Origin of the sequence: Actinoallomurus vinaceus (assembly GCF_039542055.1) — a bacterium.
Taxonomy (GTDB): Bacteria; Actinomycetota; Actinomycetes; order Streptosporangiales; family Streptosporangiaceae; genus Actinoallomurus; species Actinoallomurus vinaceus.
In genome coordinates, this window is the sequence record NZ_BAABHK010000008.1 from 256,123 (window position 1) to 270,698 (window position 14,576).

The 14,576-nt window shown below is 67.0% G+C and carries 16 protein-coding genes; 9 read left to right on the plus strand and 7 right to left on the minus strand.

The window, feature by feature from the left end; translation table 11 throughout:
- Positions 1 to 180: 180 nt before the first annotated feature.
- Positions 181 to 2,013: an acyl-CoA dehydrogenase gene (locus ABEA24_RS27850; RefSeq protein ID WP_345434094.1), complete on the plus strand. Its 1,833-nt coding sequence runs from the start codon at positions 181 to 183 to the stop codon at positions 2,011 to 2,013.
- Between the two features lie 778 nt (positions 2,014 to 2,791).
- Complete coding sequence (locus ABEA24_RS27855) at positions 2,792 to 3,322, plus strand: hypothetical protein (RefSeq protein WP_345434095.1); 531 nt, start codon at positions 2,792 to 2,794, stop codon at positions 3,320 to 3,322.
- A 72-nt stretch (positions 3,323 to 3,394) separates the two neighbouring features.
- On the opposite strand, the gene ABEA24_RS27860 is transcribed toward ABEA24_RS27855, so the two are convergent.
- The 4 genes from ABEA24_RS27860 to ABEA24_RS27875 all read right to left on the minus strand — a co-directional run bounded on the left by ABEA24_RS27860 (position 3,395) and on the right by ABEA24_RS27875 (position 6,066).
- Positions 3,395 to 3,781: a hypothetical protein gene (locus tag ABEA24_RS27860; protein WP_345434096.1), complete on the minus strand. Its 387-nt coding sequence runs from the start codon at positions 3,779 to 3,781 to the stop codon at positions 3,395 to 3,397.
- A gap of 622 nt (positions 3,782 to 4,403) precedes the next feature.
- Positions 4,404 to 5,093, minus strand: coding sequence for a hypothetical protein (locus ABEA24_RS27865; protein ID WP_345434097.1), 690 nt, complete (start codon positions 5,091 to 5,093; stop codon positions 4,404 to 4,406).
- A 44-nt stretch (positions 5,094 to 5,137) separates the two neighbouring features.
- Complete coding sequence (locus ABEA24_RS27870) at positions 5,138 to 5,509, minus strand: hypothetical protein (RefSeq protein WP_345434098.1); 372 nt, start codon at positions 5,507 to 5,509, stop codon at positions 5,138 to 5,140.
- Entirely contained in the window at positions 5,506 to 6,066 is a 561-nt protein-coding gene (locus tag ABEA24_RS27875) for a YbaB/EbfC family nucleoid-associated protein (RefSeq protein WP_345434099.1), read from the minus strand. Before ABEA24_RS27875 ends, ABEA24_RS27870 begins: the two co-directional genes overlap by 4 nt.
- A 271-nt stretch (positions 6,067 to 6,337) precedes the next feature.
- On the opposite strand from ABEA24_RS27875, the gene ABEA24_RS27880 reads away from it, so the two are divergent.
- Positions 6,338 to 6,571 (plus strand): DUF6458 family protein, encoded by a 234-nt coding sequence (locus tag ABEA24_RS27880; RefSeq protein ID WP_345434100.1) that lies wholly within the window; start codon positions 6,338 to 6,340, stop codon positions 6,569 to 6,571.
- A 50-nt stretch (positions 6,572 to 6,621) separates the two neighbouring features.
- On the opposite strand, the gene ABEA24_RS27885 is transcribed toward ABEA24_RS27880, so the two are convergent.
- On the minus strand, positions 6,622 to 7,620 hold the full coding sequence (locus ABEA24_RS27885) for a sigma-70 family RNA polymerase sigma factor (protein ID WP_345434101.1): 999 nt from the start codon (positions 7,618 to 7,620) through the stop codon (positions 6,622 to 6,624).
- Positions 7,621 to 7,896: 276 nt separating this feature from the next.
- Here ABEA24_RS27885 and ABEA24_RS27890 point away from each other — a divergent pair, with 276 nt between their 5' ends.
- From ABEA24_RS27890 to ABEA24_RS27910, 5 genes are all read left to right on the plus strand, one after another.
- Positions 7,897 to 9,387 carry an MFS transporter gene (locus ABEA24_RS27890; protein WP_345434102.1) on the plus strand — a complete coding sequence of 497 codons (1,491 nt, stop codon included), beginning with the start codon at positions 7,897 to 7,899 and terminating at the stop codon, positions 9,385 to 9,387.
- Positions 9,384 to 9,809 carry an SgcJ/EcaC family oxidoreductase gene (locus tag ABEA24_RS27895; protein ID WP_345434103.1) on the plus strand — a complete coding sequence of 142 codons (426 nt, stop codon included), beginning with the start codon at positions 9,384 to 9,386 and terminating at the stop codon, positions 9,807 to 9,809. The genes ABEA24_RS27890 and ABEA24_RS27895 overlap by 4 nt, the downstream gene beginning before the upstream one ends.
- An 80-nt stretch (positions 9,810 to 9,889) precedes the next feature.
- Entirely contained in the window at positions 9,890 to 10,222 is a 333-nt protein-coding gene (locus tag ABEA24_RS27900; protein ID WP_345434104.1) for a YciI family protein, read from the plus strand.
- Complete coding sequence (locus tag ABEA24_RS27905) at positions 10,219 to 11,466, plus strand: RNA polymerase sigma factor (RefSeq protein ID WP_345434105.1); 1,248 nt, start codon at positions 10,219 to 10,221, stop codon at positions 11,464 to 11,466. The genes ABEA24_RS27900 and ABEA24_RS27905 overlap by 4 nt, the downstream gene beginning before the upstream one ends.
- Positions 11,467 to 11,519: 53 nt before the next feature.
- Positions 11,520 to 12,290, plus strand: coding sequence for an alpha/beta fold hydrolase (locus ABEA24_RS27910; protein ID WP_345434106.1), 771 nt, complete (start codon positions 11,520 to 11,522; stop codon positions 12,288 to 12,290).
- A 46-nt stretch (positions 12,291 to 12,336) separates the two neighbouring features.
- Here the strand turns inward: ABEA24_RS27910 and ABEA24_RS27915 are convergent, their stop codons facing one another.
- Both ABEA24_RS27915 and ABEA24_RS27920 read right to left on the minus strand, forming a co-directional pair.
- A complete protein-coding gene (locus ABEA24_RS27915; protein ID WP_345434107.1) occupies positions 12,337 to 12,912 on the minus strand; it encodes a Uma2 family endonuclease in 576 nt (191 codons plus the stop codon).
- A 160-nt stretch (positions 12,913 to 13,072) separates the two neighbouring features.
- Positions 13,073 to 13,669 (minus strand): hypothetical protein, encoded by a 597-nt coding sequence (locus tag ABEA24_RS27920; RefSeq protein WP_345434108.1) that lies wholly within the window; start codon positions 13,667 to 13,669, stop codon positions 13,073 to 13,075.
- A 70-nt stretch (positions 13,670 to 13,739) separates the two neighbouring features.
- Here ABEA24_RS27920 and ABEA24_RS27925 point away from each other — a divergent pair, with 70 nt between their 5' ends.
- Positions 13,740 to 14,570, plus strand: coding sequence for an endo alpha-1,4 polygalactosaminidase (locus ABEA24_RS27925; RefSeq protein ID WP_345434109.1), 831 nt, complete (start codon positions 13,740 to 13,742; stop codon positions 14,568 to 14,570).
- Positions 14,571 to 14,576: the final 6 nt, after the last annotated feature.

A 14,576-nucleotide genomic window follows, 5' to 3' on the forward strand; every position in this document is an offset into this window, starting at 1 on the left:
GGGTGCGTCCGAGTTCCCGTCACTTGGAGACATCCCGCGGTCGCTATCGCCCGTTCCTATAGAAACGTCCATTTTTCGGGACAGAGTTTGTCTGTCCGGCTACTGGCGGGTAACATCATCGTGTTACTGACTGGTACGTAACCGGGTGCGACCCGCCCGCCCGAGAGCAACGGGGTGTTCATGGGGCACTACAAGAGCAACCTGCGCGACATCGAGTTCAACCTCTTCGAGGTACTCGGCCGTCAGGAGATCCTGGGAACCGGACCGTTCGGCGAGGTCGACGAGTCCACCGCGCGCAGCGTCCTGGACGAGGTGAACCGCCTCGCCACCGGGGTGCTCGCGGAGTCGTTCGAGGACGCCGACCGCCACCCGCCCGTGTTCGACCCCGAGACCAACACGGTCACGATGCCCGAGAGCTTCAAGAAGTCCTTCCGGGCCCACTTCAACGAGGCCGAGTGGTGGCGCCTGGAGCTGCCCACCGAGCTCGGCGGCATGAACGCCCCCCGCAGCCTGCACTGGGCCGTCGGCGAGCTCATCCTCGGCGCGAACCCGGCCATCTGGATGTTCTCCAGCGGCCCGAGCTTCGCCTGGCTCCTGTGGAAGATCGGTACCCCGGAGCAGAAGAAGCTCGCCGAGATGGCGATCGAGAAGCACTGGGGCTCCACCATGGTGCTGACCGAGCCAGACGCGGGCTCCGACGTCGGCGCCGGACGCGCCAAGGCGATCCAGCAGCCCGACGGCACCTGGCACATCGAGGGCGTCAAGCGCTTCATCACCAGCGCCGAGCACGACATGGCCGACAACATCCTGCACTACGTGCTGGCCCGCCCCGAGGGCGCCGGACCGGGCACCAAGGGCCTGTCGATGTTCATCGTGCCGAAGTACCTCGTCGACACCGAGACCGGTGAGCTCGGCGAGCGCAACGGCGCCTACGTCACCAACGTCGAGAAGAAGATGGGCCTGAAGGTCTCCACGACCTGCGAGCTCACCTTCGGCGAGAAGCACCCGGCCATCGGCTACCTCGTGGGCGACGTCCACGAGGGCATCAAGCAGATGTTCCTGATCATCGAGCAGGCCCGCATGATGGTCGGCACGAAGGCGATCTCGACGCTGTCCACCGGCTACCTCAACGCGCTGGAGTACGCCAAGGAGCGCGTGCAGGGCGCGGACCTGACCAAGATGACGGACAAGGCCGCCCCGCGCGTCACCATCACCCACCACCCCGACGTACGCCGCCTCCTCATGCTGCAGAAGGCCTACGCCGAGGGCATGCGGGCGCTCGTCCTGTTCACCGCCAGCTACCAGGACAAGGTGCAGCTCGCCGAGGCCGCCGGTGAGCCGGACACGCTCGCCGAGAGGGTCAACGACCTGCTCCTGCCGGTCGTCAAGGGCGTCGGCTCCGAGCGGGCGTACGAGGTGCTGACCCAGTCGCTGCAGACCCTCGGCGGCTCCGGCTTCCTCCAGGACTACCCGATCGAGCAGTACATCCGGGACGCCAAGATCGACTCGCTGTACGAGGGCACCACGGCGATCCAGGGCATGGACTTCTTCTTCCGCAAGATCCTGCGGGACAACGGCGAGGCGCTGCAGCACGTCGCCGGGCAGATCAAGGAGTTCGTGGAGAGCGACGCGGGCAACGGCCGGCTCAAGAACGAGCGGGCCCTGCTCGGCAAGGCCCTCGAGGACACCCAGGGCATCCTCAACCCGATGATCGGCTGGGCGCTCGGCTCCATGGAGCGGCCGGAGGAGATCTACAAGGTCGGTCTCAACACGACCCGCCTCCTGATGTCCCTCGGCGACGTCGTCATCGCCTGGCTGCTCTGCCGTCAGGCCGAGATCGCCCTGACCAGGCTGGGCGGCGAGATCTCGGACGCCGACCGCGCCTTCTACACCGGCAAGGTAGCCGCCGCGCAGTTTTTCTGCGCGACCCAGCTGCCGAAGATCGCCGCCGAGCGCGCCATCACCGAGGCCACCACGGGCGACCTGATGGACCTCCCCGAAGAGGCGTTCTGACCCAGACCACCTGACGAGTGCTCACGAGGTCCCGCCGCCGATTCCATCGGCGGCGGGACCTTCTGGCTTACCGCGCGACTGTCTGACAAGCCACTATCGGCCAGTGAAATCGCTTGTTCGTGCGCGTTGTACGTGTAAATATCGCTCTATGCGTTTCCACGGGGTATTGCAAGCAGGTCTGGCTCTCACCACTGCGGGGGTGGCGATAGCGTCCATGTCAGGGGTGGCCTCGGCCGCCCAGTTTCCCTATCGCAGGTCGTCACAGTGCTCCGACAATGGGGCGGGGGTAGTGTGGCATCCGAAGGGCGATTGGTTCGAGGTCTGGGACAACGTAGCGGACGGCAAACCCGCCTATGTCCTTTGGCGGTATCACCAAAAACGCGCCACTCACGCCTTCGACCACAAGGCGCGATCCACCGGAAGACATTCGCGCATCACGAAGTACAACATGGACGAGTCCAGATCGATCGACTTCTATGTCTGGTCTGAGGGATGCGACCTGCGTATGGGCCCTATCGTCTACTACCGGGTCAGCGGAACATGACCAAGAGCCTGGGACCTGCCTGACTCTCACGTCGCCGGGCGCGCCATCACCGAGGCCACCACGGGCGACCTGATGGACCTCTCCGGAGAGGCGATCGGCCGACGCGCGCTCACCGAGGTCCCGCCACTGCCTGCAGTGACGGGACCTCGGCATCGTCGCCGCGAGTGATCGAGAGATGACCGGTCCCGGTCAGGGAGCTATCGCGGGGTACGGCGGCCGCATGAAGATGACGGGGTGACGGAATCCCGGCTCTCGGACGGCGGCCCCATCGACCAGGCCGCGCTCGTGATCGCAGGCCTGGCGGCGACCATCACATTGATCACGACGTCGGGACCATGGGGACCGCTGAGCATTCCACTGGGGATCACGATCCTGCTCACGGTCCTGGCCTTCTACGATCCGCCCCGTACGTCCGGCCGCGACCTGCAGGCACTGGCGCGCCGCGGCGTCTTCGCGTCCGTCGGTGGGCTCGCCATCTGCATTCTCTTGGGTTGGGGCCTACAGGCCACCGTCATCTCATGGTCCTACCGGGACTCGTGCGTCTCGTGGGCGCGCGACACGGCGGACACACAGAGCACCATTGACGAGCGGGCCGACGACTGCCTTGCCGGAAAGACGACCGACTCCTTCATCATCGTCTGGCCGTTGGCCGCCGTCGCTCTCTCCGTCGTCGACCACAAGCTGCTCAGATCCCGCGCCGTCCGACCCGATGGTGAAACCTCACGGCCGGTGACGCCATCGGCAGAGAAGGAATCGCCCGCCTGATCAAGATTTCCGGGTCTGGATGACCTTGCGCAACATGATCGCTGTGAACGCGACCTCAATGCGTCCGTGGCGTCATGAGTCGTCTCGTGCCCAACCGTAACGGGACTCGTAATCGTCCCTTTCGCTTCCAAGATCGGGCCGGTGGCTGAGGCCGGCCTGCTTGGCCTCATGGGTGGTCTTGACCTCGGCATGCTCATACCGGGCAGCTGTCGTGTACAATCCCTCCCGGTTCTGTATGAGGGCATTCGTACCGTCAATGAGCTTTAGAATTGTCTGGGCGCGGGACTTCTCATATTCTTGTCGCAGTCCGAGTTCTTCCCCGATCGTGCCGAAGCAATTCTCCGGCAGGAGGGCGCCATCGAGAATCGCCGGCGCATCCGACCAGAGGTTCACTGCATCATTGATATGGTCACCGCTCTTGCGGATTTGGCTCGCACGGAATTTCAGACTCGGTGGCATTGTATAGTCCCTTCTAAGTCTAGGTTTGTTCTAGCCGGGCAAATTTTTAAGAGCCTGTTCGGCCAGTTGCCTGGTCACCGGCCCTGCTTGACTGATGCGATTCGCGTCCGATGTCGTACGCGAGAGCTTCGTGGTGACCCAATAAATGAGTACGTGTAGGTTCCCTCGCATGATATCGACGTTTTGTCGATCACGGTCTTGGCAGAAAGAGCCGAAGGTTGTCGTTACCTTCTCGGAGCAATTTCCGGCGTTAGAAAGGCTGGGAAAGGTGGCCTCTGCGTCGCGTGGGCGGAGGTCCGATATATGAACTTGCACGCTGACCGTACCCTCGCTGCCGGCATGGCTTAGCCACGTGCATTGTTGCAAATAGGGTTGGGTCTCTTTCTTGGGTTTTACGGACGCCAGCTGCCGGAGCCGTGAGACATTCCCTGGGTCGATGAGAGTGCATGGATCCGGAGGATCATAGATGGTCATTTGCGGAGGCATGGTGGGCGTATCAGATGGCGTGCTCGGAGAACCTGTACGCCGCAGCGATGGTGATGGATTTGTCGTACACCCGGCCAGCGTCATCGCAAGAATGCCGAGACATGCGGCCACTTTGTTGTTCATAATCTGCCTGGGCTTACTGGTAGTTCCAGTGCTTCGGGTTTTCGATGCCGCTTGACATCTCCGCAGGAACGTTCAACTTCGTTAGCGAATTGGCGAATTTTGCCAATCCTACCTTCTGGCTATTGATGGCTGCCCGTAGCTTTGTGTCCGCCTCATTGATCGCATTTACGTAGTCGGTCAGCGCGGAGAGGATCGTTGGCTTATCGTCCGACTTGGTCTTAGTGATGCCGATGCCCCCTAGGGCGGGTTGAATGCGGGAGGCTGCCAGTGTGGTGAGGTCCACTGCTGAGTTGTAGGCGTTCGTCACTTGAACAGATAGATCAAGGAGTGCCATTTCGGCAGCAAGGAGTGCCGTGGCGTTTCCGCTGACCACCTGCATGTTCCGCGTCATCAACTTATCGAAGGCGACGTAGGCACTGCCTGCCCAGTCGGCGGCAAGCGAGTTCGACGAGATGAAGAGTGGATTCTCGCAATCGTTTATATTCTGTGCGGCTTGGCGCCACTTTTCGGCGACCGCGATCACCGCGTTTGCATCGCCTTTCATCGATTTGGCTGTATGAAGGGCCTGCAAGCCACCCATGGCGTTGACTGCAAAAACCCCCGAGCGAATGATATTTTCGGACTTCCCGGACCAGAGTTTCGCCGATATACGGAGGCGGCTGCCACCTATCGTGGGCACCTTCACCTTCGGCTTGGGAACCATTGCCGAGTTCCTTTCGATGTGGTAGTCTTGGCGGCTCTCTGGATCTATCGATTGCTGTGTGACGCGGTTGTCTCGCTGAATACTTTCGCTCGAAGTTTTTCGAGTTTTGTTTCAGCCCTTGATAGTGCGTCGAGTATCCGCTCGCCAAGCGTAGATGCATCCGAAACGGCGACTTTGGCATGGTCCAGGTCGATCGTGAGCCGACCGTCGGCCATCAGCTTGATCGTCCCGAGGTCCGGGGCGATCTGGGCCTTGACCACCAGTCTGGCCAGACCTGCGCTCATCCGTTCTCGCTTCGCGAAGAGCTCCTCGCTCGCCTCGACGAGATGTTCGGTTCTGCGGGATGCCGAGATCAACTCTGCGCGGAGATCGTCATTGCGTCGGATGGCGCGCTCGAAGTCATCCGGCTGCGTCATGCCGCACCGCCTTCTGCCGGGTCCTGCCGGTGGAGTGCGGCCTCCAGCTTCTCCCGCCGCGCAGCGACCTGTCGTCGAGCATCCATGATCAGTTTTGCGACCAGCTCGCCGAGCCGGTTGCCCTCCGCGCCGTTGACCGCGCTGGGATCGATGTCGAGCGATATCGGGCGGCCGTCTCCTGCCACGACCAGCCGCAACCGACCGTCCGGCGATTTCTTCGCGAACCGCTCGGCCGCCAACCTTTCTTCCAACTTCGTGTACTGGGCCGCCCGCTCGGCGAGTTGCGCGGCGACCTCCGCCAGTGAAGGCGCGTCTACCGCGTCGCTTTTGTCGGCTCCGACCGCATTATCCGTTTCGTGGTATTCCGAGTGGTTACGAGACCCGCCAATGCCTTCTGGTTCGGGGGCGGTCGATGATGTGGTGGACGGTGGAGGCTCATCTTGTCGCGGCTCGCGGGCGGCCAGACGTCGTCGAGCCTCATCCGGAGAGGTCGGCGGATCAACGATGTCCTCGTTGAGAAACTGGTCGAGTGAGCCCGGACCATCACCCATGGTCATCAACCCCGTCATGTCGCTAGCCCCGCGTACGGCTATATTGCTTGACTCGCCGTTTGCAGGCAAATGAGAGAACCTTTACCTACCTACTGAGTACTTGCTCGAGGCACGTGCCGTGCTCAGCGCTGTCGCTCGGCCCTGGGCAGGCGCGTCACGCCGTGCTGTCCGTCCTCAGACAAGCGGGGGATCGGCGGGGCCGGTAGGGTGGTGCGCCGCAGCGCACGGGTGTTTACTCGTAGTTGGGTTTCACGGATCGGCCTGGGTCGGAGGCACGGTGGGGTTCGGCGTCAGCATCTTCCTGATCACCATCGGTGCGATCTTCAAGTGGGCCATCAAGGCGCACCTCAGCGGCATCGACCTGCCCGCTCTGGGCGTCATCTTCATGGCGGTGGGCGGTGCGTCGTTCATCCTGCAGATCTTCCTGATGAACCGTCAGCCCAAGAACCCGGCACCCGACGTCTTCACCGAGGACCGCGGCAACGGCAACCTGCCCACCCACCCGGAGTGACCTCGCGCGCCGTACGCCCGCGGTGACCGGCGTCCGCAAACGATGCAGGGTCACCGCGCTGTGATCCAGTGCGAATCGGCGCCCGCGGTCGGCGGAAGCCGGAAGAGGGCGAACACCTCGGGGTCCTGGAAGACCGTGGTCCGCTCGATCCCCGCGTCGGTGACCGTGAACACCTGAAGCGTGTGCAGGTGGTGGAGGCCGTCCTCACCGGGGGTGTACGCGGCGACCGCCGGCTGTCCGTTGGCGCTCACCGGGAACATCCGCCAGCCGATGCCCCGTAGCGCGAAGCAGCGCGCGATGAAGCGGACGTAGTCGCTCTTGCCCGCGTACCAGTTGCGGAACGGCGGCATCTCCAGGATGGCGTCGTCGGTCAGCAGGCGTTCGAGCGCCGCCAGATCGGCGTTCTCGAACGCAGCGACGTACCGGTCGACCAGTGCGCGGTCGCGGCGGTCGGTCGGTTCGCTGATCTCGTCTTCGCCCACGGCGGCCTCGGCGAGTCGTGCGCGGGCGCGCTGCAGCGCGCTGTTCACGGCGGCCGGCGTGGTGCCGAGGGACTCGGCCACCTCGGCCGCCGGCCAGTCGAGGACGTCCCTGAGGATGAGCACCGCGCGCTGCCGCGGCGGCAGGAGCTGCATCGCGGCGACGAACGCCAGCCGCAGACTGCCCCGGGAGACGAGGACGGTGGCCGGGTCGTTCGGATCCGACCGGAGCATCACGTCGGGCAGCGGCTGGAGCCAGGGCACCTCGTGACCCGGCACCAGCGGCTCTTGCGGGTCGTCCCCCGGGACGCCGATCTGCGACGGCAGCGGCCTACGGGTCTGCTTCTCCAGCGCGGTCAGACAGGCGTTGGTCGCGATGCGGTGCAGCCAGGTGCGCAGGGACGCGCGCCGCTCGTCGAACCGGTCGTACGCCCGCCACGCCCGCAGCAGCGTGTCCTGAACGAGGTCCTCGGCCTCATGGACCGACCCCAGCATCCGGTAGCAGTGCGCCAGCAGTTCCGGCCGGTATGGATCGGCCCGGCGCTCGAAGTCCTCGCTGACCGACACCATCGATACCCCCTGACCGGGACCCGACCCTACCGGCCGAGGCCGACGCTCCATCAGGTCCCGATCGTCCGTCGCGATGCGCATTGATCCCTCCTCGCATGTACGTACTCGGCGGGAGCGGCGAACTCATCGCTCGGCGGCGATCGAAAAAGCACCGCATCGGCGGACCCGGACCGATGAATCGGGCGCGGCCGCTCGGTATGTACCGGCGGGCTCTTCCGAGAGCCCCGGGACCGGCGACCGCCTCAGTCCCTGCCGGCTTACCGAACGGAGACGGATGTGACCAGGCCGGTGCTCGCCTCGGAGCCCCCCGAAGAGACCCGCGAACGGGAGGGCCGACGCTGGCTCATGCTCGCCGTGCTGCTGCTCGGCCAGTTCATGGGCCTGCTCGACGTCTTCATCGTGAACGTCGCGATGCCCGCGATCGGCGCCGACCTGCACGCCTCGGGCGCGTCGCTGCAGCTCGTCGTGGGCGGCTACACCGCTGCCTACGCGATGCTGCTGATCACCGGAGCACGGCTCGGCACCCTGTACGGCAGGCGGCGGATGTACCTGCTCGGCGTCATCGTGTTCACCACGATGTCGCTGGTCTGCGGCCTCGCGCCGGGGAGCGGGGTCCTGATCGGAAGCCGGTTCCTTCAGGGCGCGGGGGCGGCGGTCATGGTGCCGCAGATCATGAGCCTCATCCAGACGCGGTTCACCGGCCCGGCGCGGGCGAAGGCGCTGTCCGCGTACGGCGCGGTGCTGTCGCTCGGCTCGGTCGCCGGGCTGATCATCGGGGGCCTCCTCGTGAGCGCGGACCTGTTCGGGCTGACCTGGCGGCCGGCCTTCCTCGTCAACGTCCCGCTCGGCGTCATCCTCGCGGTCCTGGTGCCGCGCCTCGTGCCCGCCGACGAGACGGGGACGGCCCGCCGGCTCGACGTGGCCGGGCTGGTGATCGCGACGTCGGCGACCTTCCTGATCGTCCTGCCGCTGGTCCTCGGGCGTGAGGCGGGCTGGCCGGCGTGGAGCTTCGGCTGCGTCGCCGCCGGGATCGTCCTGGCCGGGGTCTTCATTCCGGTGGAACGCCGCATCGCCGCACGGGGTGGGGATCCCCTGCTGGACCCGGCGGTGCTGCGCACGCCGGGCGTCGGAGCCGGGATCGGCGCGCTCGCCGCGATGCAAGTGGGTTACGGGGGCTTCCTCTTCGTGTGCACCCTCCATCTGGAGGCCGGACTCGGTGACAGCGCACTGCGGGTCGGCCTCACCTATCTTCCGATGGCCGCGACCTTCGGGCTCGTCGGCTTCTCCTGGCGCGCTCTGCCCGCCACCACCCACCGTGTGCTTCCGCCCATCGGACTGGCGCTGTGCGGCGTGGCCTACCTGGGGATTTCGGCGGCCGTACGCGATGGCGCGAACGGCGGCACGCCGCTGTGGGCGGCGCTCGCGGCGGACGGGATCGGCATGGGCCTGTCGGTCAGTCCGCTGCTCACCCGATCGCTGCTGCACGTCCGGCTCTCGCAGGCGGCCGACGCCAGCGGCCTGCTCACCACCACCATGCAGCTGGGGCAGGTGCTGGGCGTCGCGGCGTTCGGCACGGTGTTCCTCGCGCTCCGGGACCACGCCGTCGAGTCGGCACACGCCTCGGCGACCGCCCTGTCCACCTCCGGCTACTGGCTCGCCCTGCTGGCGGCGATCGGCCTGATCCCGGCCGTCGCGCTGTCCCGCAACGGCCGCAAACCCGTCATCCGCGATTCCGCGGTGAACGACACCAACAGAGGAGAAAGATGACCATGAACAGCGACAGCCGTACGCCCGTTCTCGCCGAAAACGACAGCGCCGTCCGCGAGGTGCTCGATGGAATCGTCGCCGCCTGGGCGGACAACGACGCCGAGGCGTTCGCCGCCTTCTACACCGAGGACGCGACCGTGGTCCTGCCCGGCGGCGTCCACCACCAGGGCCGCGAGGAGCTCCGCGCGTACATGGCGGCGGGGTTCGCCGGGCCGGTGAAGGGCTCCCGGTCCATCGACCGGCCGGAGAACATCCGGATCATCGATGGCCGCACCGCCGTGGTGGTCAGTCTGAGCGGCTTCCTGCTGCCGGGCGAGGACGAGATCCCCGCCGAGCGGATGCGGCGCGCGACCTGGGTGCTCGCCGAACACGACGGGCAGTGGCTGGTCGAGGCGTACCACAACTGCTCGATCAACGCGTGACCTGTGCGGCCCCGCCCACCCGGGCGGGGCCGCCGTGTCCAGGGCGAGACCGGACGGCTCGGCCGACTTAGGCTCGCGCTGTGAAGTACTTGCTGCTGATATGCGGAGACGGTCCGGCCTACGAGGCGATGCTCGCCGACCCGGACTTCCTGCCCGCCTGCAAGGCCTGGGCCGCGGCTCGGGGCGACGACCTCATCATGAGCGGTGGGCTGGAGCCACCGGCGGACGCCACGACCGTCCGCGTCCGCGGTGGCGAGGTCCTTCTCACGGACGGCCCGTTCGTCGAGTCCAAGGAGGTCGTGGCCGGCTTCAGCCTGATCGAGTGCGCCTCGCGTGAGGAGGCGGTCGAGGCGGCCCGGACCCATCCCGTGGCGCGCCACGGGACGATCGAGCTACGAGCGTTGCAGCCGTGAACGTCCAGTCGGCGATCGCAGATCTGTTCCGGGAGGAATGGGGGCAGGTCGTCGCGACGCTCATCCGGCTGACCGGCGACTGGGACCTGGCCGAGGACTGCGCGCAGGACGCCTTCACCCAGGCGCTTCAGCGGTGGCCGACGGAAGGGATCCCGCCGAGGCCGGGTGCCTGGCTCGCCACGACCGCGCGCAACAAGGCGATCGACCGGCTCCGCCGGGCCGCCGTGGGCGCCGCCAAGATGCGCGAGCTGGCCGCCGCGGGTCCCGTCGCACCCGCGGACGGTACGGGCGGGGGCGCTCCGGCCGACGAGTTCCCCGACGATCGGCTGCGGCTCATGTTCACCTGCTGTCATCCCGCACTGCCGTTCGAGGCCCGGGTCGCGCTCACGCTACGGACCCTGGCCGGCCTGACCACGGCCGAGATCGCGCGCGCCTTCCTGGTCTCGGAGGGCACGATGTCCAAGCGGCTCACGCGGGCCAAAGGCAGGATCCGGGACGCGGGGATCCCCTTCCGGATGCCGCGCCCCGAGCTGCTTCCCGAACGGCTCGACTCCGTCCTCGGCGTCCTCTATCTGCTCTTCAACGAGGGGTACGCGGCCAGCGGCGGTGACGAGCTGGTCCGGAAGGGCCTCTCGGACGAGGCGATCCGGCTGGGCCGGCTGCTCGTCCGGCTGATGCCGGAGGAGCCGGAGGCCGCCGGTCTGCTGGCGCTGATGGTGCTTCACGACGCCCGCCGCCCGGCCCGGCTCGACGGCGAGGACCTGGTGCCGCTGGAGGAGCAGGACCGTTCCCGATGGGAGCATGAGCGGATCGGTGAGGGGACGGACGTGCTCGACGAGGCGCTGCGCCAGGGGCGCGCGGGGCCGTACCAGATCCAGGCCGCGATCGCCGCCTGTCACGCGAACGCCACGTCCTTCGACGAGACCCCCTGGGACGAGATCGCGGCCCTCTACCGTCGTCTGGAGGCGCACGTTCCGTCCGCGATCGTCCGGCTGAACCGGGCGATCGCCGTGGGGATGATCGACCAGGGGCGGGGACTGACCCTTCTGACGGCCCTGGAGTCCGAGCTGCGCGACCATCACCTGCTGCCCGCCGCTCGAGCCGACCTCCTGCGCCGCCAGGGACGCCTTCCCGAGGCGGCCCTCGCCTACCGGTCGGCCCTGGCTCTGGCACCGACCGGGCCGGAGCGCCGCTACCTGGAGCGCAGACTCGCCGGGATCTCCGCCGACGGGCTGTCCGTTTGACGCGAGGCCGTTCGTAGGTGGGGTGACACCGGAACACCGGAAAGGCCGAGACCATGAACAACACGCGTTCCGCCGACGGCACCGTGATCGCCTTCGACCGGCTGGGAGCCGGCAGCCCGATCGTCCTGGTGAGCGGCGCGTCCTGTACCCGGGGCGTCCACTCGCCGCTGGCCGAGCTGCTGTCGACCGGACATACGGTCGTCAACTACGACCGGCGCGGCCGCGGTGACAGCGGCGACACCCCGCCCTACGTGGTGGAGCGCGAGATCGAGGATCTCGCCGCGTTGATCACGGAGGTCGGCGGCTCCGCGGCCGTGTTCGGCAACTCCTCCGGCGCGATCCTGGCGCTGCGCGCGGCGGCCGCCGGCCTGCCGATCACTCGGCTCGCCCTGTGGGAGCCGCCGTTTCAGTTCGACGCCGACGCGCCCCGGCGCGCCCGCGCGTACGTCACCGAGCTCACGGCCTGCCTGGCCGAAGACCGCCGTGGGGACGCCATGGCGCTGTTCATGCGTTTCGTCGGCCTGCCGCCCGCCATGATCGACCAGATGCGTCAGGCTCCGATGTGGGCGGCCATGGAGGCGATCGCCCCGACCCTCGCCTACGACGCCGCCGTCATCGGCGACGGCCGTCTCCCGGCGGTCCTTGCGGACATCGTGATCCCCACCCTGATACTGACCGGCTCCGAGACCGGCGCGTGGGCGCCGGCCACCGCCGTCGCCCTGCTGGACGTCCTGCCGTCCGGCCGGCACACGATCCTCGACGGGCAGGACCACAACGTCTCCTGGGACGTCTTGGCCCCGCCTCTCACGTCCTTCCTCTCCTGACCGATCCGAACCGGTCCCGCCTGCACAGCGGGCGAGACCGGCGTCGTCAACGCAGTGAAGCCGTATCGAGAACGAGGCCGAACGGCTCCGGGAGACGCAGCTTCTCGCCGGCGACGACGCGATCGATCGTGCGGTATCCGTCGTCGCTCGGGTCGCTGAACAGCGTGATGGCGGTCGGCGCGTCCACCGGGTCGATGAGCAGGTAGAGCGGGACACCACTTAGCGCGCAGTTGCGCGGCTTGGTGAACCGGTCGCGGATCGCGTTGCCGCGCGACGTGACCTCGGCGACGAGCAGGACTCCGCGCCCGAACACCTCGCTGTCCCCGAAGGTCGGCGGATCCGGCGGCATGATCACCAGATCGGGCTCGATCCGGTCGTGGTTGCTCTCCAGATGAATGGTGAGCTCGTGGCAGAGGTACCAGCCCTTCTCCCTCGCGATCTCCACGAAGGCGGTGTGCAGGAAGTAGTTGAGTCGGGCATGCCGGAAGTTCCCGTGGGGAGTCACGACGAGGCTCCCGTCGATGATCTCCACCTGGAAGCCCGGGTACGACGGCGTCCGTTCCCAGACCTCTTCGATCGTGGAGGGCTCTTCTTCTTCATCGATCGGCTGCGGCATGGCCATGGCTCCGCCGTCCTCGAGTTCCCATTGCTCGGCGTATCGAGATCGCTACGAGGAGTATTGTCTAGAGCACTGTCTGTGTCTGCCCGTTCGCGAAATTCAGAGGTCCTCGATCAGGGCGCCGGTCACGATTCGGGTTCATGCGCAGAGGTGTGGCCGCGCGTCACTCGTACCGTCGGACCGGTGCGCCCGTTGCGGTCACGACCTGGCGGTCACGGAGCAGAGAGTGCAGCGTGACGTCGGTGTAGCGCGTGGTGTACGGCCCGAAGCCGCCCCACGGGTGACCGCCGTCGGCGCAGTTCTCGCTGGAGCCGCCCTCATAGACGGTGACCATCACCCTTGATGCCGTCTCGTCGACGGTGACGTGGTCGAGTGCGCACCCGATCCGCTCCGCCCACGACCGCCAGATCACGCGCAACCGCGTGCCGTTCCCGGAGTACGCGTCCGGCTCGATCGCGGCCGGATGCGCGGATCCCGGCACCGCCCGCACCTTCTCGCTCGACGTCGTGCCGTGCAGGCGAGGCTCCGCCGTGGCATGGGCGTGGTCGACCCAGCTGATCGTGGCGAGGGCCACGACGGCGAGCGCGGCGAGACCCCGCCAGGCGGCACTGGCCTCCCACCACCGCGTGTAGCGGTCGTCCGGGTGGTCGCGGGCCCAGGCCCTCGCCGGTACGCTCCACAACCTCCGGGGATCGACGAGCATCACGGCGGCCAGGGGTACGACCACGATCCAGGCGAGGATGAGCCACCACGGCGGCATGGGTCCCTCCGATCCGCCGAACGCCTGACGGCCGGGCGGTCGCGGGGTAGCTTGATCATTTATGTCACGGATGCGCCATCGGTACGTATTGTTCACTCTGGCCGCCCTGTCGCTCGCCGGTTGTAGCGGCACGGGCACCGGGGCCAAGGACGTGGCCGCGCATGGCTCGGCGTCGGCATCGGCGTCGGCACAGGCTTCCTGGTGGCGGCCGAAGGTCGGCGTCGGCTGGCAGTGGCAGCTCAGCGGCAAGATCGACACGTCGGTCAAGGCGAGCGTCTTCGACGTCGACATGTTCGATACGCCCAAGTCCACCGTGACCGCGCTGCACAAGAAGGGCCGCAAGGTCATCTGCTACATCGACATCGGCGCGGCGGAGCAGGGCCGGCCCGACTACGCCAAGTTCCCCAAGTCCATCCTCGGTAAGAAGGTCGACGGGTGGCCGCAGGAACGCTGGGTCGACATCCGCCAGGTCAGCGTGCTGCAGCGCATCTGGTCCGCGCGCCTGGACCAGTGCAAGGCCAAGGGCTTCGACGGCGTCGAGCCGGACCTGGTCGACGCCTACCAGAACAAGTCCGGCTTCCCGGTGACCGGCAAGCAGCAGCTGGCGTTCAACCGGATGCTCGCGCGCGTCGCCCACCAGAAGGGCCTGGCGGTCGGGCTGAAGAACGACCTGGACCAGATCCCGGCCCTGGTCAAGGACTTCGACTTCGCGGTGAACGAGCAGTGCGCGGAGTACAAGGAGTGCTCCGCCCTCAAGCCGTTCATCAAGGCCGGCAAGCCCGTCTTCCACGCCGAGTACAACCTGCCGCTGAGCAAGTTCTGCCCCGAGTCCAAGCGCCTGAAGCTCAGCTCCATCCGCAAGACCCTCGACCTCACCGCCAAGCGCCAGACCTGCCCCTGACCCGGG